The 25642-nt window shown below is 44.0% G+C and carries 18 protein-coding genes; 14 read left to right on the forward strand and 4 right to left on the reverse strand.

The annotated features are described in order from the left end of the window. Window positions 1–25: 25 nt before the first annotated feature. The 4 genes from NST34_RS04520 (at window position 26) to NST34_RS04535 (ending at window position 8950) form a co-directional block, all read left to right on the forward strand. Window positions 26–1288, forward strand: coding sequence for a TRAFAC clade GTPase domain-containing protein (locus tag NST34_RS04520; protein WP_042124368.1), 1263 nt, complete (start codon window positions 26–28; stop codon window positions 1286–1288). Then, window positions 1285–4245 carry a GAP1-N2 domain-containing protein gene (locus NST34_RS04525; protein WP_341127257.1) on the forward strand — a complete coding sequence of 987 codons (2961 nt, stop codon included), beginning with the start codon at window positions 1285–1287 and terminating at the stop codon, window positions 4243–4245. The genes NST34_RS04520 and NST34_RS04525 overlap by 4 nt, the downstream gene beginning before the upstream one ends. Before the next feature lie 209 nt (window positions 4246–4454). Continuing rightward, window positions 4455–7034, forward strand: coding sequence for a DUF4430 domain-containing protein (locus NST34_RS04530; protein ID WP_341127258.1), 2580 nt, complete (start codon window positions 4455–4457; stop codon window positions 7032–7034). Between the two features lie 209 nt (window positions 7035–7243). Next, complete coding sequence (locus NST34_RS04535; protein ID WP_076283868.1) at window positions 7244–8950, forward strand: methyl-accepting chemotaxis protein; 1707 nt, start codon at window positions 7244–7246, stop codon at window positions 8948–8950. A gap of 73 nt (window positions 8951–9023) precedes the next feature. Here NST34_RS04535 and qoxD read toward each other — a convergent pair whose 3' ends face one another. From qoxD to qoxA, 4 genes are read right to left on the reverse strand one after another with little or no spacing between them, the layout of a single operon-like run. Continuing rightward, complete coding sequence (qoxD, locus tag NST34_RS04540; protein ID WP_179085737.1) at window positions 9024–9317, reverse strand: cytochrome aa3 quinol oxidase subunit IV; 294 nt, start codon at window positions 9315–9317, stop codon at window positions 9024–9026. Between the two features lies 1 nt (window position 9318). Continuing rightward, window positions 9319–9915, reverse strand: coding sequence for a cytochrome aa3 quinol oxidase subunit III (gene qoxC / locus NST34_RS04545; protein WP_076283869.1), 597 nt, complete (start codon window positions 9913–9915; stop codon window positions 9319–9321). Next, window positions 9912–11855 (reverse strand): cytochrome aa3 quinol oxidase subunit I, encoded by a 1944-nt coding sequence (gene qoxB, locus NST34_RS04550; protein ID WP_042185110.1) that lies wholly within the window; start codon window positions 11853–11855, stop codon window positions 9912–9914. The genes qoxC and qoxB overlap by 4 nt, the downstream gene beginning before the upstream one ends. 38 nt (window positions 11856–11893) lie before the next feature. Next, a complete protein-coding gene (qoxA, locus tag NST34_RS04555; RefSeq protein WP_076283870.1) occupies window positions 11894–12889 on the reverse strand; it encodes a cytochrome aa3 quinol oxidase subunit II in 996 nt (331 codons plus the stop codon). A gap of 484 nt (window positions 12890–13373) precedes the next feature. Between qoxA and NST34_RS04560 the strand changes: the two genes are divergently transcribed. From NST34_RS04560 to NST34_RS04605, 10 genes are all read left to right on the forward strand, one after another. After that, entirely contained in the window at window positions 13374–14495 is a 1122-nt protein-coding gene (locus NST34_RS04560; protein WP_076283871.1) for a polysaccharide deacetylase, read from the forward strand. A gap of 211 nt (window positions 14496–14706) precedes the next feature. Continuing rightward, window positions 14707–15477, forward strand: a complete 771-nt coding sequence (locus NST34_RS04565; protein ID WP_341127259.1) for an amino acid ABC transporter substrate-binding protein — start codon at window positions 14707–14709, stop codon at window positions 15475–15477. A 29-nt stretch (window positions 15478–15506) separates the two neighbouring features. Continuing rightward, window positions 15507–16166 (forward strand): amino acid ABC transporter permease, encoded by a 660-nt coding sequence (locus NST34_RS04570; RefSeq protein ID WP_341127260.1) that lies wholly within the window; start codon window positions 15507–15509, stop codon window positions 16164–16166. 15 nt (window positions 16167–16181) lie between these two features. After that, window positions 16182–16934 (forward strand): amino acid ABC transporter ATP-binding protein, encoded by a 753-nt coding sequence (locus NST34_RS04575; protein ID WP_371915720.1) that lies wholly within the window; start codon window positions 16182–16184, stop codon window positions 16932–16934. A gap of 168 nt (window positions 16935–17102) precedes the next feature. Continuing rightward, a complete protein-coding gene (locus tag NST34_RS04580) occupies window positions 17103–17492 on the forward strand; it encodes a GntR family transcriptional regulator (RefSeq protein ID WP_076283874.1) in 390 nt (129 codons plus the stop codon). Next, complete coding sequence (locus NST34_RS04585) at window positions 17485–18387, forward strand: ABC transporter ATP-binding protein (RefSeq protein WP_341127261.1); 903 nt, start codon at window positions 17485–17487, stop codon at window positions 18385–18387. Before NST34_RS04580 ends, NST34_RS04585 begins: the two co-directional genes overlap by 8 nt. Further along, window positions 18362–20386 (forward strand): hypothetical protein, encoded by a 2025-nt coding sequence (locus NST34_RS04590; protein ID WP_341127262.1) that lies wholly within the window; start codon window positions 18362–18364, stop codon window positions 20384–20386. The genes NST34_RS04585 and NST34_RS04590 overlap by 26 nt, the downstream gene beginning before the upstream one ends. 367 nt (window positions 20387–20753) lie before the next feature. Further along, window positions 20754–21557 carry a nucleotidyltransferase domain-containing protein gene (locus NST34_RS04595; RefSeq protein WP_341127263.1) on the forward strand — a complete coding sequence of 268 codons (804 nt, stop codon included), beginning with the start codon at window positions 20754–20756 and terminating at the stop codon, window positions 21555–21557. Between the two features lie 42 nt (window positions 21558–21599). Beyond that, on the forward strand, window positions 21600–22982 hold the full coding sequence (locus NST34_RS04600; RefSeq protein ID WP_341127264.1) for a 3' terminal RNA ribose 2'-O-methyltransferase Hen1: 1383 nt from the start codon (window positions 21600–21602) through the stop codon (window positions 22980–22982). Then, window positions 22982–25603 carry a polynucleotide kinase-phosphatase gene (locus NST34_RS04605; RefSeq protein ID WP_341127265.1) on the forward strand — a complete coding sequence of 874 codons (2622 nt, stop codon included), beginning with the start codon at window positions 22982–22984 and terminating at the stop codon, window positions 25601–25603. The genes NST34_RS04600 and NST34_RS04605 overlap by 1 nt, the downstream gene beginning before the upstream one ends. Window positions 25604–25642 lie beyond the last annotated feature (39 nt).

The raw sequence follows: 25642 nt of genomic DNA on the forward strand, positions 1-25642 counted from the left end.
ATACAACTTTTGGGAGGATGAGTAGATGTCTTTTTTTAGCCGTTTTATGAAAAAGAATCAGCCGGAGCCAAGGCCGCTTTTTTATGATATTGTGTGTCCGTATTGCTTCACCAAGTTCTCTCCGGAGGATGTGGTCTTTCGGGCTATGCATAGCCGAGAGGACGATGAGAATTACGCGCTGGGCGAGGATGATGCCTTGAATAAATACCGTGAGCGCTTTGGGCTCGATACGGTGGATGACATAGAAGCAATCATTAATCCGGCGGATATTCCGGAAGAATACCATCATTATACCGATCATGTGTTAACAGGGCTTACGGATCGTTATGGAGTGCTTACACGCAGACGGCTATGTCCATCTTGCCATAACGAGCTGCCTGTGACTGCAGGTAAGGTTCCAAGTAACATTATCTCGATTATCGGAGCTTCCCAAGTCGGGAAGTCGGTATATATGACCGCGCTGATTCATACCTTGCAGCATACGACAGCAGGTCATTTCGATGCCGCTTGTATGCCGCTCAACGCGGAGATTAGCCGTAAGTTCCGTACGCTCTATGAAGAACCGCTGTTTGAACGCGGGGATCTGCTAGCTTCCACACAGAAGGAGAAAATGCAGGAGCCGTTTATCTTTCAATTTGTTTTTAAGGATGAAGAAAAGCCGCCGCTGACACTTGTGTTCTTTGATGTAGCGGGTGAGGGCATGGTGGATCAGGATTATCTCGGACTACACGGTCAACATATTAAGAACTCTGCCGGTATTCTGTTTATGGTCGATCCGCTGCAAATCCGTTCGATCCGTGAGAAGATTCATATTAACATCGGTGATCGCCCGGGCGAATGGGTCTCGCAATATGACGAGCCGCGTGATGTTGTGCTGACGATGTTCGGTGATTTTATTGCCTATCAGGAAAAGAGCAAAACTGACATTCCAACAGCAGTCGTTCTTGCGAAAAGTGATATGCTGCATTCACTGAAGGATGAGGATGGCGATTACATCAAGTCCAACAGTAATGTGTTCAATAACTATGTCCATCGCAAAACATTGAATATGGATGAATTCCATAACATCGACGGAGAAATCCGCAGATTTATTGGTAAGGTGGACAGACCTTTTAAAGATACGATGGATGTGTACTTCTCGAATACGGGCTATTTTGCGGTATCTGCGTTGGGCAGTAATCCTGTGAATCAGAAGATTGAGGGTGTAGTAAGCCCGATTCGTGTAGACGAGCCGTTTATTTGGCTGCTGCATAAGCTGAAGTATATTGAGGGGAGCGACGGCCCGTGAATGTATTCTCAGGGTCCAAGATCGCCCAACAAATGTATACCCGCGAACGCCGCGGATTATTTCGTTCCACTGAAGGTTTTGATACAGTAGCGAAATCGGACAGTCTGGACAATAATTTTATCAAAAAAACACTGCATCCCTTCTGTCTCTACGATGCTCCAGCAGAGCTGGCCGCGCGTGGGGAGAAGGATGAGACTCTATATCCTAGTGCGCTGCACCTGTTCCATGCAGAGAATGGCGACACGGTTCTTGGGACGAGTCGTTATCAAGCGACGGATTTTACGGGCCAGCGGAGCGCCTTTTTTGCACATAACTTTGTAGTTCCGGCCTCACGTTCAGAGGAGATTATTCAGAGCTACGGCGACTTTCTGCATGCTGATTTCGCAAAAAGTTATGAAGGAGAGCTGGGCGGAACCTTGCCGGAGCTGTCTGCTATTCCAGTTATACGTACGGATCGCCGACCTGATCCTATAGCGGGATTACGCTTGTTAGGGATTGATGAAGGGATATTTAAGGCATTGCTGCAAGCGGTGATGCTCTCTGTGGCAGGTAAGAAAAAAATCTATATCGCTCTAAATGTACCTATCACGGAGCTGTCCGCACGTGCGGTGGAGCTTACAGAGATTTTATATAGCGTGCTGCCGTATGAATTCCGCCGCAGATTAGGCGTGATTACGTATGCGAATGAACCGCAAAGCCGTAAATATATTCATCTTAGCTTTGTAGAAAAAGGTTCGCTCCGTCCCGGTGATCGCAGCATCGAGAAGGACTTCACATTCGATTTGGTTTCAGGTCGGATGGGGAATGTAGATTTTGGCGAGTCCCGTCAGCCGTATGCTGATCTGGTTTGGAAGCTTTTACTTCTGAATCCAGGGGATCTCGACGATTTCGTAAGTTTTGCCGATCAGATCCTTCGCGGAGAAAGTCCTGAGCATAAACTATCGCTCGCTCTCTATAATGAGTTAGCCGTATTTTATGAGATTGAGCAGGGGAATGAGCACTTATATACAGAGAACAAAAGCGCGGTGCTGAGTGGTTTGCTCTCTTATCTTAAAGCGGAGGGGGCGATTCATTCCAGAATCCGACTGAATGATATTTTCTTGGAGCGGTTCGACCGAGAATTTGATTTAGTCCGGCAAAGGAATGTCCCGGATCCTGCAATTATGGAGTGCTTTAAGGATTATTTTGTGCTGAAGGATCATAATTACAAAGTCAGAATTGTTGATTATTTCATTAATGGTATGCTTCATAGCGTGGAAGCGGGACGCAAAGATGTTCTCAATGCAGCTTACGGTACCATTGAGAGTAATGATGAGCTAAGCGCTGCTTTTTTTCAACGGGTAATGTCTGAAGCGTATTTCCGCAAGCAGTTATTAGAACCTTATATGGAATCAAGACTAGTTGCTGCATCTAAATCTGTGGACATTCTGAATTTTGTACTCCATTGGGGCCGTTTTCTGCCGGCTGCGTTAGAGCAACCTTTTGCTCAGGATGCAGTAAGGGATTACTTGCTAGAAAAGCTACAACTGGAAACTGATCCGGTTGCTGCGGTGGCGGAAATTCATGGCACTGTAGATAAAGCGGAGAAAGATCGACGTAGAGGGACAGGCGTATCTCCTAAAGTACTCTCACTCATGCAGGATCTGGCAGCATCTGCAGATAGATTCTTGCTGAACAGGCTATCCCTTACTGAAATGACGCAGGAGGACTTACTGGAGGTTGTTTTCTTACGTTATGGCAATGTCGTGGATTGGCAGCCGCCACTAGATAGAATTAGCAAGCAGAAAGAAAATGCACTCCGCGCTGCTTATCGCTGGTTTGGTGAAGAGAAGCCGAATGAAGAGATTTTTGCAGGCTTATCTCCAAAGGAACTGGACGATGTACAGCTGCTCGGTCGCCGTTTACTGAAGGAAGCCCGAGTGCTAGAGCCTTTCGAACGTCTGCCTCTAGCTTTCTACTACACCAGTCAGCGCGAGGGTGGTCCACTGGATTATGACGCACTCTTGGAATTAGTAAAGCATAAAGCCGGTACCGATAAGGATGTTATCTATCGATTCTTTGCATGGTCTCAAGGAAATTCTTTATTTACGATATCGAATAAAAAGCTTTATCCGGGTTACCGCCGGGCGATTCTGAAGTATTTCCAGAGCAGTGACCGCGAAGCCTTCAAGAATCGTGAGTTCCGTAAAAGCTATGTTGCTACAGCACGGCCTGCTCTTCAAAATGTGTACAATGAAGCTCGCTCCCAGCTCGCTTCCCCGCTGGCGCGCTGGATCAGCCGCAGTCGATTTCGACTCCTGATCTCCGGTTCCATCACGGGCATTCTGGTGATTATCGCAATTATCGTATTCAGTATGCTGCGTCCGGATGATCCAAAGACGGCTCTGCCGGGGACAAGCCCTGAGCCGACACCCGTTCAGAGTGCAGGCAATGAGCTACCTCCGGCTTCAGTATACTTGAAGGATCAGAGCGTCGAAGGAGATAAGGGGAGCAGCATATTGGTGTTCACGTTTGCCAAAGCTGATGATTGTGTGCAATTTAATCCGACGGAGATTAGTCTGATGACTTCATCCAATGTGGTGGATAAGAGCTTTAAAGTCGCTGCTAGCCATGGAACTTGTCCAGTTCCGTCAGCGGATGCCACAGGCACTACTTCTGAAACGGCTGAAGGTGAGGACGCTGCTAACGCAGGAGCCGATGCCACACCGTCTCCAACGCCTTCATCTGATGCGGAGAATAACACAGTTGATCCATCTGCGACAGCTGTCACAGAAGGGGGACAGCCATCCTATCAGGTGGAGGTTACCTTAGAACCGGGAGCGACCATTGTAGAGAAAAGTATGATCAAGGCGGGAAGATTTACATTGATTGTAGATCCCGCTCCAAAGGATACACTGGGTGTTAACTCAAGTGCTGAACCTTCTCCAACTGCAAGTCCGGAAGGAACAGCTGAATAAAGGAATTTCTGAACAGCAGAACAATACCGAAAGGTTGGTTCTGCTGTTCTTTTTTTTTGTTACTCATACAAAGCTTTTCTATAGACATGCTATGTATTAATAGATATGATTATGAAAATAAGGTTATACCGCCCTTTCTAGGGGCGGTCTTTATGTTGTGCGCTCTTATTTTATGTAGTATCCATTCCTTTATAGAAAGAGGTTGAACAATGAAGAAAATAGTCACCTCCAAGTTTTTTGTGCTTGGACTGGCCATATTCATGGTCATTTCAATTTTAGGAACATCCCTTGCTCCGGCAGGAACCATCTTCGCAGAGGCGGGTGTTAGCACCGGACTAGATGAATCTAGCGATGCAGCTGCTCAGGCAGAGCGGATTAATGTTGCGGATGCGACCTATACAGCTGCAGAATTTATTCTAAAGGGTGGCGTGCAGTCGGATTGGCAAGCGATTGGGCTGGCTCAAGCGGGATACAAACTGCCAGCAGGTTACCGTCTAGCTCTTGAGAAAAAGGTGAAAGATGCAGAGGGAAATTTCGCGAACGTAACGGATTATGCGAGAATCGTACTCGCAGTAAGAGCGGTAGGTGCTGATCCTACCAACTTTGGTGGAAGCGGAACAACATCTGGCTATAACTTAATAGAGAAGATCTATAATCATGACAAAATCAGTGGACAGACACTTAATAATCCAGTATATGCTTTGCTCGCACTGGACTCTGGTAAATATAACATTCCATATAACGCGAAATGGACAGCGGATAAGCTCATTGCTGAGATTCTCTCCAAGCAAAATCAAGATGGCGGCTTTGCCTTAACGACAGGCGCTAGTGAGCCAGATATGACAGCGATAGCTTTGACCGCTCTAGCGGCACATAAGCTTAATCCAGAAGCTTACACAGCAGGGCTACAAGCCGTATCTTGGCTCTCTAATGCTCAGGATAGTCATGGAGGTTACGGAGATAGTGCTGAGAGTGCTGCACAAGCTATTCTAGGTCTCACATCCTTCGGTGTAGATCCAAGTGGATTAGAATATACCAAGAATAAAGTGAATCTGATCGGTAACCTGCTGAGCTACCGTCTAGCTGACGGAAGCTTCGCTCATAGCCGTGGCGGAAGCAGTAATATTCTAGCTACTGAGCAGGGCCTTCAGGCGCTTGTAGCCTACAATCTACTCTATAAAGGCAGTAACAGTAAGTTATACGATTTTTCTAAGTCATCCGTTCAGAATGCCTTAATCTATGCACCTGTTACTGTAGAGGGTCCTAAGAGTACTTTAGCACAGGGATATGGATATGCTAGCAACGTGCTTGGTGCATTAGAGAAATTGGCTCTTCAGACGAACTTGCCGATCACGAATCCTTCCGGTGCATATGTCACAGGAATTGGAAACATTCCCGCCGGAAGCTACGGCGGCTATGACGGATGGATGTATGCCGTATCCCGTAACTCTCAATGGATCAACCCTGATGTTGGAATGAGTGATTTTGCGCTTAAAGATTCAGATCAGGTCTTGGTTTATTATGCTGGAGATGATACTAAACTTGTAGATTCGGTAACGGTGTCCAAAGCAAGCCTTAAAGAGGGCGATTCTTTTACTGTAGTAGTGACTAGTAAGACATGGAAATGGGACGCTGTAACGAATACATCCTCCCCGGTAACTGCCAAAGCATCTGGCGTTCAGGTCCAAATTGGAAATCGCATCGTAACAACAAATGCTAAAGGCGAGGCGCTATTCTCAGGGAATGTTCCAGCAGGTGATTACAAGCTGACTGTAACAGGCTATCGTGAAGGAAAAGCGCCATCGATAGCTAAATATACTCAAGATCTAAAGGTAATTCCTAAGAATGTAACGGCTTCATTTACCGTTGAGGGTCCGCAAGGACTGATCGGTGAGGGGACTTTAAAGGCTTCCAATGCGCTTGAAGCTTTGCAGCAATTGGGGTTATCCAATGATTTTAAAGTAGATATCACGAAATCGTCGTATGGTAATTTTGTATCGGGCATTCATGGAGTTACTCAAGGCCTTTATGATGGCTGGTGGAGCTTCGTAGTATGGCGTAGCGGTGAATGGATCTATCCAAGTGTGGGTATGGACGCTTTTGAATTACAGGAATCCGACCGTGTTCTTGTATATTATGCCGGAGAAACCACACAGGTTGTTGATACTGCGGTTATATCCTCTGCACAGCCGAAGCCGGGTGAAGCTTTCACTGTAACAGTTTCTCAGAAAAAATGGGTGTGGAATAAGGATACCTTTACTTCTGATCCAGTGACTTCTCCAGCCGCTGGCGTGCAGGTCTTGATCGGTGATCAGAAGGCGATCACAAATGCTAAGGGTGTAGCTGCATTTGACCAAGGTCTACCAGCGAATACCTATACGATCATTGTTACCGGATATGCTAAAGATAGAGTGCCTAGTGTGGCGCGTTATACTCAGTCACTAAACATTGCTTCAGATATTATTGCTCCTGTTAAAGCTACGGCTACCATTTCAGTCGTAGGGGATAACAAGAAGGGTACGATTCTGAACAGTACAACAGTATCGCTAAAAGAAGGTGAAACGGCTTATAGCTTATTGATTAGTCAATTGGGCGATAAGGTAGTATCATCCGGAAACGCTGGAAGTAAATACGTGAAATCTATAGATGGTTTGTCCGAATTTGATGGCGGACCTAGCAGTGGATGGAAGTATAAGACGAATAGAGATGCTGATCCAAGTATCAGCGCGGACAGCTACATTTTAGAGAACGGTGATATATTATATTGGTACTATTCATCGGGTGAATAAGTACGATTGATTATTCGTTAGGCGGACACTACGATTCGGAGTATTAGCGGATCGAGTGTCCGTTTTTGTTTTCGTTCGTTGCATTATTTGACAATAGAAACTTTTTTTCGACATTTTATTCATGATTTTATTTAAAAATCATCACACTATTCGCCTTTCTTACCGATAAAAATAGATAGTTAGTAAGATCATGTGAAGGCGGAGTGCAGATGAAGAATATGAAAGTGAAATTCAAAATTGGGATTCTATTGGTATTTTCTGTAGTCATGTTGAACATTGTGGGGGTAACTGGCTTTATCACCATGGACAAAATGGCCCAAAAAACAACAGAGACGTATAATGAAAACTTGTTGCCTGTTTCTTACGTGGGACAAATGCGTACAAACAATCGGGCCATTGAAGCTTTTCTCTTGGAGCGCATGATGAGCGTTGATGTAAACAAGAACAAACAACTGAAAGAGAGCATTACGGAGAAAGTTCAGGAAAATAATAATCTTTTGAACAAGTTGAAGACCGTCCAGTACAATGATAGTGCGGTAGTGAATAAAATAAAGGAATATGAGTCCTCCTTAACAGACTATCGTGTACAAAGAGATAATATTATTCAGGTTGCGGATAGCAAAGGTAGTCAAGAGGCCTTTCAAGTATTCACAGGTGAGTTTAGTAATTCTCGTGAGAAAATGATCAATATGCTAAAAGGAATAAGCGATTCGCTGCTAAAGGGAGCTGGAGATCATAATTCAGAGTCTACGGCTACCGCTAAGAGCATGAAGACTAAAAGTATAGTGTTGATATCGTTCTCTTGGATCATTTGTATCGTGCTAAGTGTTGCAATCATTCGACTGATTACGAAACCTCTTAAGGAACTGCAAGGTTTAATGAAGCGGGCGGAAAATGGAGATTTAACCGTCACAGCAACGTATACCGCAAAGGATGAAATCGGCCAAATTAATAGCTCATTTAACAATATGCTGGAGAGCTTACGTAAGATGATGCAAGGCATTGCGGAGAGTGCAGAATTGTTATCAGCCTCATCGCAAGAGATGAGCGCTAGTGCTGAGCAGACCTCGTTGGCTTCGCAAATGATCGCCGAAGCTTCTGGAGAGATTGCAGCGGGGTTTGATGAACAGACGGAAAGTATTAATCGTACCTCTCAGTCTATACAAGCTATGACCAATAATATTTCGGCCGTAGAAAGTAGCAGTTTTGAAATGTCCGACCTTATGGGAGTCGCTTCTGGTTCAACAGATCAAGGGGTAATCGCCGTAGATAACATCATTGAACAGATGAAGGAAATCGACTCCGGCGTAACTCAGAGCCAAGAGATTATTAGTAACCTTGGGCAGCTGTCTCAGGATATAAATACAATTATTACTACGATTAACGGAATTGCAACACAGACGAACCTGCTGGCGCTTAATGCTTCTATCGAAGCAGCGAGAGCTGGAGAACATGGACGTGGCTTTGCTGTAGTTGCTGGAGAAATTCGGGGTCTTGCAGAAGCGACGCGAAACAGTTCACTGAAAGTAACGGATATTATTACGCATATTCAAAAGCAAACTGAAAGAGCAGTAGAATCAATGGCTTTCGGCTCCGAGCTAGTCTCTCACGGCGTAGCTCAAAGTCAGCTCGTATCTCAAGCGTTTCATGAGATTCAAAGTTCTATTAAAGAAGCTACGCTGCAGACGGAAGAGATTAGAGAGGCGGTTGCGCATGTCTCCTTAGAGTCACAAGGTGTAGCGGCAGCAATGGAACAGGTCAATGCAATATCCAATAAAGGGGCAGTGGGTGTTCAGGACACCAGCGCAGCTAGTCAGCAGCAACTGTCTGCTATGGAGGAAATGTCCGCATCAGCTCAGTATTTAGCGGTGCTGGCGGAAGATCTGCAGAAGACTTTAGCGCGATTTAAATTATAACGCGAAATGAAAAAAAGGACGTCCCAGAGCCATTTAGGCTTTGGAGACGTCCTTTTGTGGTTATTGAATGGAGTTAAGCATACCAGCCCCATACGAAGATGAAGAGCGTACCAAAGATCGTAACTAAGCCAACGAATAAGGCATAGGCGATATTGAGGTAGAGTTCTTTCTTGGTATCAGCTGATTCTCCAATATGCATGAACAGGAAGAGCTGCAGGGAAGCCTGAATGAGCGCTGTAATAAGCAGGATAGCCATGTTCGCACTATTAGATAGATCAAGGTAGATTACAGCAAGTGCAGCCACAGAAAGGACAAGAGAGGCTAAGAAACCCATCACATGGCGAATTGGAAACAGTTGCTTCATCATGCTACATCAGTCCTTTCAGATAGACGAAGCTGAAAATAAAGATCCAGACAACGTCCAAGAAATGCCAGTACAGCGAGAAGATAAAGGATTTATTGGCCGTAGCCGGAGTAATACCTTGACGCTTCAACTGGATTAAGATAGCCGCACCCCACAGGAACCCGAACGATACGTGAGCTCCGTGTGTTCCCAGCAGTACAAAGAGACTGGATAGGAATCCGCTGGTTTGAAGTGTAGCCCCTTCGTGAACATAAGTGACAAACTCCATGATTTCAATACCAAGGAAGCCGAGACCCATGAGTAGGGTTAGTCCGAAAAAGACCATCATAGCTTTCTGGTAACCATGCCGCATAGCATGAACTGCAAGACCGATCGTAAATGAGCTTGTCAACAGCAGTAATGTTTCGATCATCACGGGACCAATTTCAAAAAGGTCCGGCCCGCTAGGGCCGCTGGCAAAACGGTCAACCATTACAAAGTAAACAGTGAACAACGTAGCGAACAGTGCAATCTCTGCTCCTAGAAAGACCCAGAAGCCAAAGATTTTATTACTATTCTCTTCTGTTGAGTATTCAAGCGGCTTAGACGCATCTATTTTCATATTGTCTCACCCCGCAATTTCTTTTCAGTAGCAATAACTTCTTCTGCAGGGATGTAGAATCCATGATCCCGATCGAAGGACATAGCAGCTAGAACGATGAGGATACCTACTCCAGAGAGAATGGCTGGAATCCAGAGACTGAATACCAGAGAGAATCCTGCAATGAAGAAGATAACACCCAGAATAAATGGTTTGCCTGAATTGCTAGGCATATGAATCTTAGTAATCTTGTCTTCGTATAGAGGTACGTTGTCTTGTTTAGAGAACCAGTAGGCATCGCGTGTTTTTACGGTTGGAACCACTGCGAAGTTGTAAGCTGGAATCGGACTTTTCGTTGCCCACTCCAGTGTACGTGCATCCCATGGATCTCCATTTGTATCTCTTGGTTCATAACGTGTACTCCAGTAGATGTTATACACTAGAATTACAAATCCGACTGTAAGACCTATCGCCCCTATGAACGAGACCATACTGAGCGGACCAAATCCGGTATCCGCAGAATAAGTGTATTGTCGACGTGTCATTCCCTTAAGTCCGAGAAGGAACAGTGGGAAGAACGATACGTTAAAGGAAATAATAATCCACCAGAAGGCATGTTTACCAAGACGTTCGTTCAAACGGAAGCCGAATACTTTAGGGAACCAGTAGTGGAAACCTGCGATAACGGCGAATACAGCACCTGGAATGAGAACGTAGTGGAAATGTGCTACCAGGAACATTGTATTATGGTACTGATAATCGGCGCTGGCCATGGCCAGCATGACACCTGTTACCCCACCAATCGTAAAGATCGGGATAAACGCGAGCGAATATAGCATCGGCGTCGTAAATGATATTCGCCCTTTTCGTAAGGTGAATAGCCAGTTGAATATTTTCACACCTGTTGGAACGGCAATGGCCATTGTAGTAATCGAGAAGAAACTGTTAACCATAGCGCCTTGACCCATTGTATAGAAATGGTGAGCCCATACTAAGAAGGACAAGAGGGAGATGATCAACATACTAAAGACCATGGATGTATATCCATACAGGTTCTTTTTGGAGAAGGTGGCGATAATTTCACTATAAATACCGAAGGCGGGTAGTACAACGATATATACTTCTGGATGTCCCCATACCCAGAAAAGGTTGGCCCATAACATATCCATACCGCCGTTGGCCATCGTGAAGAATTGAGAGCCGAATAACCGGTCGAACATCATCAAAGCGAGCGCAACCGTAAGCACTGGGAAAGCGAATACGATAATTACGTTCGTGATTAGAACGGACCATGTAAACATTGGCATTTTCATCAGCTTCATACCAGGAGCACGCATCTTCAGAATCGTTACAATAAAGTTAACGCCTGTGAGGAGTGTACCGATACCCGATATTTGTAGCGCGAGCGAGTAGTAGTTGTTACCCACCGTTGGGCTGAACTCTATACTTGCTAGTGGGAAGTATGCAGACCAACCAGCATCTGGTGATCCCCCGATAACAAACGAAATGTTAAGCAGCATTGCTCCGAAGAAGAAGAGCCAGAAGCTGACAGCGTTAAGACGTGGGAAGGCAACGTCTCTGGCACCGATTTGTAGCGGTACGATAACGTTCATCAGACCGATAATAAACGGCATGGCCATAAAGAGGATCATGATCAAGCCGTGTGTTGTAAATACCTCGTTGTAATGCTGTGCGTCAAGAAATTTCATGTCTGGGGCTGCGGTTTGCAGCTTCATCATAATAGCGTCAACGCCGCCGCGGAAAAGCATTAGTAGCGCAGCAAGGATATACATAACCCCGATACGTTTGTGGTCAACGGTAGTTAACCATTCGCGCCATAAATATCCCCATTTTTTAAAATAGGTTAGGCCAACGATAATCCCGATTGTAGCTAAAACAATACTTGCCATAGCCCCGTAAATCAGGGGTTCGCCATGGACCTTAAATTTATCCCAATCCATTAGGAAACGCTCCTTTCAAGTTGCTCAATTAACATGGACTAATGTCCTTCATGTGTAGTGCTCTGTTCATCCAGTTCTGGATTAGGTTCGCTGTTAAATTCTGTCTCGCTAGATGGTGCAGGAGACGGATGAATTTCTTTATTATCCTGATGTTCCATAGTTCCATTATCCATATCCATTTCTTTACCATTATTACTCATATGGTCGCCATGTTCTCCCGGAGGAGGGCTAAAGGATAAGTGAGTGTTGGTGTATGTTTTGCGTCCGACATATTCCATTTTCAAAAGATTTTTGAATTCGTCTTCAGTTAATGGACCTGCTGTTTCTTTAACATCTTTTACCCATTCTTGATAGTCCTTATCAGTCATCGCAAGGGCTTCGAACTCCATGTGGGCAAAACCCTTACCATTAAAGTTCGCATTTCTTCCGGTATAAGAACCTACAGTATCCGCTGAAAGATGCAGAGTGGTAAGCATGTCACTCATCGCATATTTCTGTCCTCCCAATTGAGGGATCCAGAGACTTGAGATCGTACCGAAAGAGTACAATCTGAACTCGACAGCGCGGTGAACTGGAATGTTCACGTAGTTTACGGTTTCAATACCTTCCTCAGGATAGCTGAAATGCCATTTCCAGTTGGAGGAGGAAGCGTAGATTACAAGCGGTTTCTGATCTTTATAATCCGCTGCAACGTTTTCTACATCTACTGTCGTTTTGACAGTGACCACGGAGAGGAATGCCACGATAATAATCGGGATTGTAATCCAGATGGCCTCCAACCATTTGTTTCCTTCCTCGTGAGGAGGAATATAATCTTCATTACTTTTCTTAGCGCGGTACTTCAAAAGTACAAAGACATATAAGATGTAGACAACTGCTAGAACACCGAGCATCATAACAATGGAGAGGATGATCGTGTCAGACAGAGTTCTCGCAGCCGGCCCCTTCGGATTCAGAACAGCGATTGAACTGCATCCTGGCAAGAGTAAAATTAGGCTGAGAAATAAAGCGTATAACGGTCCCTTTTTGTTCATGCTTAAGCTCCTTCCTTCAATACTTCTATTAATTAACCCTCATCATTACCTTCATATATAGTAAGAACTAATGAGAAAGAAAGCAAAAGACTTATTTTTCCATATAATCCATAATAGACCTTAATAATGGCGATCAAGTTAAATATGTGTGATCAATTTGTTACAAGTTCCTAATGATATGATAAAGATCACTGTAGCCACGCTGTTTAATGGTTATTTATTTCTGTTCAAACTTTGTTCAATAATTTACTAAAGTTGCTAATTTGGACACATCTATTTTGTGCAAAAGGATTGGAATTTAACCATTTTTTGTTGGTGTGACAGGATTTGGCCGAAATCCGTATTTGACGAATTTTGTCGAAATATCTGCAAGTCTTAAAAAGGGTAACAAATTATTCTGTATTAAGTTACAATCTCTCAAATTTCTATCTATTAATCTATGATAATGTTATAGGTAAATATACGAGATGGGAGATTTTTTGAGATGTTTAAAAAGAAAGTGTGGCTATTATTTGTAGTATTATTCGTATGTACGGGTTTGGTACGAGAGATAGATACAGTGAATGCAGCGGGTGCAGCAGGATCCCTGAAATTAGGGGTGAACGATAAATTAACTAAAATTGATGCAGTGTCGATAAAGGATACATATTATGTTTCACTGCGTGATTTGTCCCTAGAACTGAATCTGAATCTTACCCTTCAGGGTGTTGGCATTCATGTTCAAGGGAACAACGGTTCCATCGAACTGCTGAATGATCATGCAACAGCTCTTCTCCCTAATGGAAAGACTATTCCGCTGAAAACATTTGTGGAAAATGGTAGAACGATGGTTCCTGTGAAGATGACCTCTCATCTTGGATTTTCAATTTCGTTTAAGCCAGCTCAATCTTTATTAAGAGTGTATAATTCCGGGGCTAAATTAGACGATGCTGCATTCGTGAATCAACATAAAAAGGCTTTGCAACAAAATGTACCTACAGGGACGACAGGCACAAAGGGGAAAGTTGTATATCTTAGCTTTGATGATGGCCCATCCGCTACAACCTCTCAACTACTTGATATCTTGGCGAAGTATGATGCGAAGGCAACCTTCTTCATGTTAGGAAATAACATGAACGCACACGCGTCTCAAGTGAAACGCTTAGTGAAAGATGGACATGCACCTGCTTTGCACGGCATGACACATGTGAAAGATAAATTTTATGCTTCTCCAGCTTCTGCGTTGAAAGAGATGAATGACGATAATGCAATTCTGAAGAAGATTACAGGTCAAAGTACAACACTGATTCGTACACCTTATGGTAGTAAACCTTATTTAACAAAAGCTTATAGAGATAAGATACTAACTCAAGGGTACCATCTGTGGGATTGGAACGTTGACTCTGAGGATTGGAGATATAAGAACGATAGTAATTCCATCTATAATACGGTTATGAGAGAAGTTCATAGTCTGAAGAAGAGCAGCCCGGTGATTCTAATGCATGATCAAAAGGCTACACTTAAAGTTCTTCCACGCATCCTAGCGGCGCTGAAGAAAGAAGGCTATGCGTTTCATATTATTACTTCAGATATGGAGCCTAACAATTTTTGGAACGATAAGCGCTAAATCTGATAGTGAAATTAAATCATTCATATTGTTGAGACGGCAGATTTGATCTGTCGTCTTTTTTTTGTTGTCTGAAATCTTTGTAGATTTGACACATGTGGGCTTCTCTAATCTATCGACGTAGTTAATTTGTCATGTTATCATGATACTCTGATAACGTATTAGCGAACTAAAGCACACAGCGCTGTGTCAACGATGGGGGATAAAAGAGATGAAGAAAAATGCACTTTTAGTTTTATTTATGATCATGGTTATTGCAGCTTTATCAGGCTGTTCGTCTTCTGGGAGTAAGGATGGAAAGCTGGTGATCGGGATTGATGATAAGTTTGCTCCGATGGGCTTTAGAGATGAGAACAATGAAATTGTTGGGTTTGATATCGACTATGCCGGAGCTGCAGCTAAGAAAATGGGCAAAGAAATCACTTTTCAGCCTATTGACTGGTCAGCTAAGGAGTCAGAACTGAATAGCGGGCGCATTGATATGATTTGGAATGGTTATACCATCACAGATGAACGTAAGGAAAAGGTGTTATTCACTAAGCCTTATCTTGAGAATAGTCAGGTTGTAGTCGTATTAGCGGATTCCTCTATTTCAAAGCTTGAGGATTTGGCTGGTAAAGAGGTAGGACTTCAAAGTCTGTCTTCCGCTGCCGATGCATTAAATGCTAATCCGATTAAAGACCAAATTGCTAATCTGTCGGAATTTCCGGATAATGTGCTAGCGCTCACAGATTTGAAGACTAAGCGCCTGGACGGTGTAGTCATTGATGAAGTGGTAGCCAGATATTATATGTCAAAAGAGCCTAATACCTTTAAGCTACTAGATGAATCGCTTGCTCCTGAGCAGTACGGTATTGGAATTAAGAAAGGCAATGAGGCACTACTGGAAGAACTTCAAAAGGCTTTGGATGAAATGAACAACGACGGAACGGCTGAGAAGATCTCCACGAAGTGGTTTGGTGAGAATAAGGTATTGAAATAGAAGGTCAATATACAGAGTTTATTGGAGAAATGAAAATGGATTATATAATACAAATTTCCGGGCCGATGTTAGAAGGCGCGCGTACAACTATTTTATTGTTTCTTATTGTTATCTTGGTGTCGATTCCGCTCGGGTTCCTAGTCACTTTGATGGCGAAGAGTGTGATCAAGCCCGTGGCTTGGATTGCACATACCTATATCTATGTCATGCGGGGAACACCACTTTTACTACAATTGTTATTTTTTTGCTTTGGTTTACCACAGATTCCGGTGATCGGGGAATATCTGGTCATGGACCGCTTCGTTGCAGCGAGTCTTGGATTTGTTCTTAACTATGGAGCCTATTTCGCGGAGATCTTCCGTGGGGGTATGCTCTCCATTGATAAAGGGCAGCATGAAGCAGCCAAAGTACTCGGACTGAGTAAATGGCAAACGCTGCGCAAGGTAATTCTAGCTCAAATGTTTAGGGTAGCTTTGCCAGCCGTGGCCAATGAATCGATTTCCTTGGTCAAAGATACGGCTCTGCTGTATGCCGTTGCTGTACCTGAGCTACTGAACTATGCCAAAACAGCAGTAAATCGAGACTTTACTGTAACCCCCTTTGTAGTGGCGGGAGTGATTTACTTACTGATGACGCTGGTGCTCACTTTATTCTTCAAAGCACTGGAGAAACGTTTTAAATTCGAGTAGAGGGACTGTCTGAATATGAGTAACATGATAGAAGTAAGTGATTTACAGAAATCCTTCGGCAAATTGGATGTGTTGAAGAAGGTTAGTTTCAATATCCAGGCGGGAGAAGCCGTCGCTGTTATCGGGCCTTCAGGTTCAGGTAAGAGTACGATGCTGCGTAGTCTAGTACATCTAGAGGAAATTACGGGTGGAAGCATCTTCATCCAAGGCAAGCCGCTCGTGGAGAATGGAAAATATGCTAGTGGAGCAAGTATTCGTGAGATCACGGCGTCCATGGGAATGGTGTTTCAACACTTTAACCTATTTCCACATTTAACGGTGCGAGGCAATCTAGAGCTAGCTCCAAGGATGTTGAAACGGGAGAGTGTGAAGGAGATTACGGCTAGAAGTGAGAACTTACTTTCTAAGGTAGGACTTGCTGAAAAAGCGGATGTGTATCCTGCAAAGCTGTCGGGTGGACAAAAGCAACGGGTTGCTATTGCGAGAGCATTAATGCTCAACCCTGATATTCTATTGTTCGATGAACCTACTTCCGCACTTGATCCTGAACTCACGGGCGAGGTACTACGCGTCATCCGTCAACTTGCTGAGGAGAATATGACGATGATTGTTGTCACTCATGAGATGAACTTTGCTCGTGATGTGGCTGATCGTGTGATTTTCATGGACAACGGTGAGATTACGGAGTCTGGAACACCAGAGCAGATTTTTGATCATCCACAGCAGGAGCGCACTCGAATTTTTCTGAATCAAGAGAAGAGAGTATGAATACCGCCTCAGGCTAATAAAGTGTCTATTCATGAGAAAAAGTCCCCACAGTTTTTTATAACTGTGGGGGTTTTTGCGTTGACATAAAGATTGAACTGTATTAATAATAGTAGTACAGTTAATACACATCATCATGGACTAAGGGAAGACAGTGAAAGGAGGATGGTTATGTTCGAATTGGACGTTCGCAGTCGCAAGCCGATTTATGAGCAGCTGACCGATAAGGTCAAGGAGATGATTTTACATGGTATTTTGCAGACTGATGAACAACTGCCTTCGGTAAGGACATTATCCCAGCAGCTAACCGTGAATCCCAATACGATTCAGAAGGCTTACCGTGAATTGGAACGTGAGGGGTATATCTATTCACTGCAGGGGAAAGGGAGTTTTGTAGCCCCAATGAAAAAAGAACAGAATGAGATTAAAAAAGCCGAAGTACGTGCTGAGTTGCTTAGACTGATGGCGGAAGCGGTATACCTTGGGTTCACCGCAGCTGAGATTAGTTCATTGTATGAGCAAGTGGAGAAGCAGAGAGAAGGAGGGAAAAGTGATGATTGAGATTCGAGGCGTCAGTAAGTTATTTCAAGGGGAGAAGGCAGTAGACGATATCTCTTTAACAGTACGTAAAGGGACGATTTATGGGCTGCTCGGCTCTAATGGCGCGGGTAAAACTACGCTGCTGAAAACCTTGGCAGGCATTTACTCTCCAGATAAGGGAACCGTGAAGGTGGAGGGTAAAGCGGTATTCGAACACCCGACGACTAAGCAAAGGGTTATTTTTATGCCGGATTCTCCTTACTTTTTCCCGCAATCCACCATGCTGCAAATGGCAGCCTTCTATCGCTCGATCTATCCGAGTTGGAATCAGAAGCGTTTTGAAGATTTGGGGACCGTCTTTCAGCTCGATAAGAAGCGCAAGCTTAGTCGTTTCTCCAAAGGGATGCAGCGGCAAGCGTCCTTCTGGTTATGTTTAAGCTGTATGCCAGATGTGCTTATTATGGATGAGCCGATTGACGGGTTAGATCCGGTAATGCGACGCCAGATCAAAAACCTGCTATTTCAGGAGGTTGCTGAACGCGAGCTGACGGTAATCATTTCTTCACATAATCTTCGTGAGATCGAAGATCTGTGTGATCATGTTGGGATTATGCATGGTGGGAAGATGCTGATTGAGAAGGATCTGGATGATCTTAAGGCGGATACACATAAGATTCAAGTGGCCTTCCGGGATGAACGGCATGAAATTCCGTTAGCAGCGAAGCTGCAAATATTACATCAAGAACGCCGGGGGAGCGTGAACCTGTACATAGTAAAAGGGGATCGTGAGCGAATTAAAGCGACTTTTCAAGTGTACGAGCCATACGTATTCGATTTGCTTCCATTAACGTTAGAAGAGATCTTTATTTATGAAATGGGGGATGTCGGATATGACGCGCAGCCGATACTACTTTAATAGCAGTATTATTCGCCAGAATTTCCGCCAGCATGGCTGGATAGGGATTATATATGCACTTGGCCTAATGTTCGCACTTCCATTGCAGCTGTTCATGAGTATCGATCCAAATGCAAAACCGCAGGAAATCGATCATTTATTCCGCATCTCTGGTAATGTGCAAGCATTGTTCATTATTACGATCCCTGTTGCTGCTGGACTCTTTTTATTCCGATACCTTCAGGCAAAATCTCCATCAGATCTATGGCATAGCCTGCCTTTACGCAGAGAGCATTTATTTACGGCTCATCTGACAAGTGGACTTACCTTACTGTTGGTGCCGGTTTGGTTAACTGCAGGGGTGGTTGCGGTTGTTAAGCGATGGAGTGGTAATTTTTATATTTTTCAGGGCGCAGATATTTGGCAATGGTGTATCACAGTTAGTATTCTGACTTTGTTCCTCTTCTGCTTTAGTGTTTTTGTGGGAATATGCACGGGCCAATCTATTCTTCAGGGAATTATCATTTATATTTTGCTTATTCTTCCTGTTGTACTGATCTCATTAATCAATAGCCACTTAGTCATGTATCTTTATGGTTATGCAAATGCAAATGTAAACTTCCGTGATTCTAGTTTGCAGATGTGGTCTCCGTTTGTTCATATCGTGTATTATTTTACCGGCAAACCATTTACCAATACAGAATTGTGGATTTATGGAGTATTGTCCCTTTTATTTATTGGATTATCCTACCTGTTATACCGTAAACGTAATACGGAAAAAGCGGGTCAAGCTATTGCTTTTGGATATTTCAACCCGCTGTTTAAAGCAGGGGTTATGTTATGTACTATGCTTATTTCCGGGAATTATTTTGCACAAATGAAGCAACAGCAAATGGGCTGGGTAATTAGTGGATATGCCATTGGAGCCATTATCGGCTATGTTGCTGCGGAAATGATTATTCGGAAAACATGGCAGATTATGACGCGTAAAGTGTTAGCAGAGTTTGCGGTTTATGCAGTAATGCTGGGGTTACTTCTGTATATCCCGATATCAAGTGTTACCGGGTATGAAGCTAGAGTACCTTCCGGTGATAAGATTAGTGGTGTGTATATGGGATCTAACTACCGTTGGTATACCCCCACGGATGATTTGTACACTACTACACCCTATATGGGGCAGGACCCTTTTTCCGATGATAAAGATTATATAGAAGCTGTCCGTAAACTTCATCAAGCGGTAATTGCGGTACGTCCAGAACATACCTCACAACAATACCCTTATGAATATTTTACCATCGCCTATCAATTGGAGAACGGTCACAAGCTAGTGAGGGAATACTGGATCCCTAATAAGGGGTTTGAATCAGAGCTCAAGGCGGTTAAGGATACCGAAGCTTACAAGTATGAAAAGTATAATTTAGCTCTCTTAGACAAAGACCTGGATTATATGTGGGTTACTAACAGGAATAAAAAAGTAGCCATCTCTGATCCTCAGGAAATTTCAGTGCTAAAAGAGATTATCAAACGCGAAATTTCGAATATGTCCTACGAAGTACAGATAGATAAGGACGGAAAACCTGATGTGGCTAATATCCAAACAGAGGTAAAGGCAAAATATGACAGCAACCAAGTTTCTTCAAGTTATGGTTATTATTATCCGTGGAAGTCTTCTTTCCATGAGCTTGAAAAGTGGATGAACGAAAAAGGCTATGCCGATAAAATACGAATAACAGCTGAAGATATCCAATCGGCAGAGATTGTAAAAGACGACTTTATGGATAAGCAAACACCTAAGAATCCTACGAGTCCTGAACAAAGATTAGTGCTTGCACGTGAAAAGAATCGTACAGTTGTTACGAAGGATAAGGCACTATTAACGGATATTTTAGATCATCGTTTCAATTATGGAGTTGAGAATGGCAACTACATTGTGAAGCTGCTGTATAAGGAGGGTTATAGTGATTTCGTTATGTTAAAAGCGTCCGATATGACGCCTGAATTGAAAGCGTTGCTGAAATAAGCTAAGAATAAGGTAAGTAAAAGATTACAGAAAAAGACTACTGGTTGACAGAAACTGGATAGTTGGATTATGCTTTTGGAGATAGGTTAAGGATGAAATGGTACTGAATAAAATATAATTTGACTTGGGGGTAAGGACAGATGAATAACAATATGAATAATCAGCCATCGTATAATGCTTATCCATATTTGCGTCCATCTGTTACCTTGGCTTACAGGTCAGCCTTAGAATCAGTGTATTCATTTCCGGTGAATCAACAACGCTATATTAACCGGTAAGGAGTTCTGTATTTAGGTGAAGCCCGGCCATGGACGATGGAGTCCATGGTCTTTTTTGCATATTTAGAAGGTTTAAGGGAGGGGTTAATATGTCGGAAATACATCAATCGATCATTCAGCAGCTTCGGACCATTGAATCTGAAGAACAAGTCCGCATTTTGTATGCGTGTGAATCGGGGAGCCGGGCTTGGGGATTTCCATCCAAAGATAGTGATTATGATGTTAGATTCTTATACATACGAAGACCTGAGGCGTATTTATCTATTTTTGAGCACAGGGATGTAATAGAACGGCCGATCAGTGACATGCTTGATATTAACGGTTGGGACTTGAAGAAGGGGCTTAATCTATTTCGGAAATCTAATCCGCCTCTGCTGGAATGGTTAGAATCACCGATTCGCTATGAAGAAAAATACGCTGTAGCCGAAAGTATCCGTGAACTCTCGCCACAAAGCTTTTCGCCAAAATCATGCATTTACCACTATTTGAACATGGCGCGAGGAAATTACCGGGATTATCTGCAAGGCAGTGAGGTTAAAATTAAGAAATATTTTTACGTATTAAGACCACTCTTAGCATGCGCTTGGATTGAAAAATACAACGAAGTGCCTCCGCTCGATTTTAATGTGCTTGTACAGGATTTGATTCCACAAGGTTCAGAATTACAGGAAGCCGTGCAGAACCTGTTATCTCGTAAAATGTCCGGTGATGAACTAAATCTGGAGCCGCGCTTGGATGTTATCAATACTTATTTGGAGGAGAGAATTGCTCATTACGAGGCGATTGCTTCTGCTTTTGAACAGAGTGTTGGTGTTATGGATGAAGCGTTAGATGTCTTGTTCCGATCAGCACTGATAGAGGTCTGGGGAGAAACGGGGCAATGGAACTGGTAAGTTCACAATTCAATAATTGTTAATTAAGGAGAGATGAAGCTTATGCATTTGATTATCAAGGCGACGGGGTCAGGAGCAGGGATGTTGTCCCATCTGCTGGCTAAAAACCCGCATAATTTATATGACAGGAGCGATAAAGAAGCTAGAGTGCGTATAGTATTCACTGCAGCTTCCGACGAAATGACAGAGGCCGTTATCTATGTCACACCAGATCCAATAGCTCTAGTTAAAGGAAATACAGCTCATAATGACATCACACAATATATTAACGATCGGGAGTTTGTTACGAGCAGCCGGTTCTGCTCTTATATCCGTCCAGCGCTAGGTACAGCTCTTAATGGAAAGCCTAAGGAAGTATTTTTGCCTTGGGTAGATCACAAATTTCAATTGGAGCTGTCCTTTGGCCCAGTAGCATCGAACCTGCCTGATCACACGATTGAGGAACTGTTTCATGCACTTGGCTATGAGCTTGAGCTTGAAAGAGGAGATGCTGTGTATTCTTTTGATTTAAAAAGCCGCAGTTCTGCTCGATACATTAGGCTGCGGGGAGAACAGACGCTGCAAACGGCCCTTCGTCAACTGTTCATTCTGATTCCGGCATTAGATGATGATAAGCATTATTTTATCAGTGATGATGAGATTGAGAAAATCAGGCGTTATGGCGAAGGCTGGTTGGATAGTCATCCGTTGCGTGCGTTAATTCTCAAGCGGTCACTACGATTTGCTAATCTTATTAAGCAATTTGATGGTGAGGAATCCACCCCTTCTTCTGAAAAAGTGACTGTTACTCCTGCTGAGGTTTCAGCTGAGCCTAAAATTAGATTAAATGATCTGCGTTATGCGGCGATTGCAGAAATAGTAGAAGGGTTGGCTTTCAAGAGTAGTATTGTTGACTTTGGTTCCGGCGAAGGAAAACTTTCGGCAAGGCTCGGAAGTGTGCCGGGCGTTAAGCAGATCTGGGCGGTTGAGCCTTCCGCAAACGCACAGCTACGCGCAATAGACCGCTTCTCGAAGCTTGAAGACCGAGAAGGAGTTACCGTGCCGACGCCTGTTACAGGTTCTTTGTTCTACTTCGATGAATCGCTGCGGAACAAGGATATTATGATTCTATGTGAGGTTATTGAGCATATCGACGAATATAGGCTGGCTCGAGTGATGGAGACTATTCTGGCGGAATATAGTCCTAAGGTATTGATCCTGACTACACCGAACAAGGAGTATAACGAGGTGTATGAGATGGAATCGGAAGAAATGAGGCATAGTGATCACCGTTTTGAATGGGGACGAGCAGAGTTCTCCGAGTGGTGTATGCGCTGGACGAGCTCCTTTGATTATTCGGTTGATTTTAAAGGAATTGGCGAGGGTTCTGACGCTTTTGGATACCCGACGCAGATGGCGATATTTAGGAAGGAGGGAGCATTGTAATGACTACAGAAGAGCAAAAAGAAAAGCAGCGAACCATTCCTTTTCCGCATGCAGGAATTATTGTATTGGTGGGTCCCTCCAATAGCGGCAAAACCACTTTACTGCGTAGATTAGTAGATGAAGGCACGTTGTTGCAGACAGAAATCGTCTCATCGGATGATTTCCGTAGCATGCTTGGCGACACTGATTTTATGGATTGGAAGAATCGTCCCCGCGAAGAAGCAGATATTATTTTTAATGATTATCAGCTGCTCTCAAGTCTAGCCTTTGAAGCAATGAATTCAGTCATTGCCATGCGCTGCCGACTTGGAAAACTGACGGTGGTGGATGCTACACATCTGCAAGAGGAATACCGTAAGCAATATTTAGATTTAGCAGATAAGTATAATGTTCCATGTATGGCTTGGGTGCTCGATGTTCCAGAGGAAACGCTGCTGGAGCGGGATGTACAGCGTGAGCATCCACGAGGACGCCAGCGGGTCAAGCAACAATATGGACAGTTCAAGCGTTCGCTACGGAGTGTTAAGGACGAGGGCTTTGCCTCGACTTATTTTTTGAAAAATACGGAGTCAGTACTTTTTGAACGTAAGCAGAACCCGCTTTGGGTTGAAATCGATAAAGGACTTGATATAATCGGCGACATTCATGGTTGTTATGAAGAGATGATCGAGCTACTCGAAAGATTGGAATATAAGGAAGACGAGAAAGGGTTGTACAAACACCCCGAGGGTAGGCAGTTAATTTCTGTGGGGGATGTGATGAGCCGGGGCCCGGAATCGCTGAAGACGATGAGGTTTTGGAAAAAGCATGTAGATGCTGGAATCGCCCGCATGATCGACAGCAACCATGGCTGGAAAATCGCCCGCTACCTGGATGGTCGCAAAGTTACATTAAGTCACGGAGACGAGAATATCGCCGCTGAGCTGGAGGCATTTGCGCTAGAAGCAGGCGATGAGGAAGCAAAAAGGCTTAGGGATGAACTTAAACAGTTTCTGTTGTCCGCGCCTAGCCACTTGTTGTTTGGCCGCAATGGCGTGCGGCGGGTCGTAGTTACCCATGCCGGAATTCGAGATGAATTTATCGGCAAGCAGTCCAAACGGATTCAGGACTTCTGCCGGTATGGGGACACTGATGGAATGGATGGCAAGGGTGCTCCTGTAAGGAAAGAATGGTATGTCGAACACGAATCTGGGGAGATCATCGTCTGGGGGCATGATCCTAGACCTTTCCCAACCGTGGTAAAAAATACAGTGAACATCGACCAGGGTGCTGTATTTGGCGGATCTTTAACTGCGTACCGTTACCCTGAAGGGAAATTTGTTAGTGTTAAAGCGAAACACGATTATGCAGGTGATCCGGACAGTCCGTTAATACGTTGGGAGCGGGGGAGATTCTCACCGCCTAACCTGCGTAAATTCGTGGAAGGCTACTCAGTCCAGACTGACCTTTATGGTGAAATAACTGTGCGCGGAGAATTCGTTAAAGCGGCCATAGACACGGTCTCCCACTTTACGGTTCCACTTGAGGAACTGGTATATATCCCACCGACCATGAGTCCGCCGCCTTCAGTGTCTATAGATGAGAACTATCTGGAGCATCCGCGTGAAGCTTTTGCTTATTTCCGCGCACAAGGTGTGAAGACAATGATCGCGGAGAAAAAGCATATGGGCAGCCGGGCCATCCTATTGTTATTCCGGGATGAAGAGGCAGCATTACCGTATGTGGGCAGGCCGTCGTTAGGCACGATTTATACACGTACTGGCCGAGCTTTTTTTGACAGGGATACTGAATCTGAAGTGTTACGAAGGCTGAACGCGGATCTCGTGCAGGCGAATTATTTTGCGAAAAATAACACGGATTTGCTGCTCCTAGATGCGGAGATCGTACCGTGGAACTTGAAAGCGCGTGAGCTGATTTCCTCCCAATATGCACATGTGGCTGAAGCAGCACTGTTAGATCGGGAGCATCTTTTGGAGAAGCTGCGTGAGGCTGAAAGATCAGGGCGAGATGTTACCTCGTGGATACAGGAAATGGAGGAGAAGCTCCAGAATGCTCATCTTTTTAAGGAAGCTTTCCAAAAGTATTGCTGGGACGTAAGTGGATTAGAGGGGATTAAGATTGCTCCCTTCCATACGCTTGCGCATAGCGGACAAACTTTCTTTGAGCACAGCCATCTTTGGCATATGGAGCATAATCGTGAACTAGCGGAGTTGTCACCTTTATTTATGGAGACTGAATACCGCACGATTTGTAATGAAGCGGACGAGGAACAGATAATCCGTTGGTGGGAAGAGATGACGGATGATGGGCATGAAGGGATTGTTATCAAACCGGAAACATTTATAACACGTAATGGAGATAAACTGGTTCAGCCTGCACTCAAGGTGAGAGGGCGTAAATATCTGCATATTATCTATGGAATAGATTATTTACAGCCGGACAATCTTGTACGCCTCAAGCAGCGCAAAACAAGCAAAAAAGAGCGAAATGCCTTAATGGAATGTGCGCTTAGCCGGGAATCGGTGGAACGTTTTATTCGTAAAGAGCCGATAGAACGCGTACATGAATGTGTGCTTGCTGCGCTGTCTTTGGAGTCTGATCCTGTAGATCCACGGCTGTAGAGAATAGAATAGAAATGAGTTATGAATTGAGGTAGAAAT

Source organism: Paenibacillus sp. FSL H7-0714 (genome assembly GCF_038003765.1).
Classification (GTDB): Bacteria; Bacillota; Bacilli; order Paenibacillales; family Paenibacillaceae; genus Paenibacillus_AQ.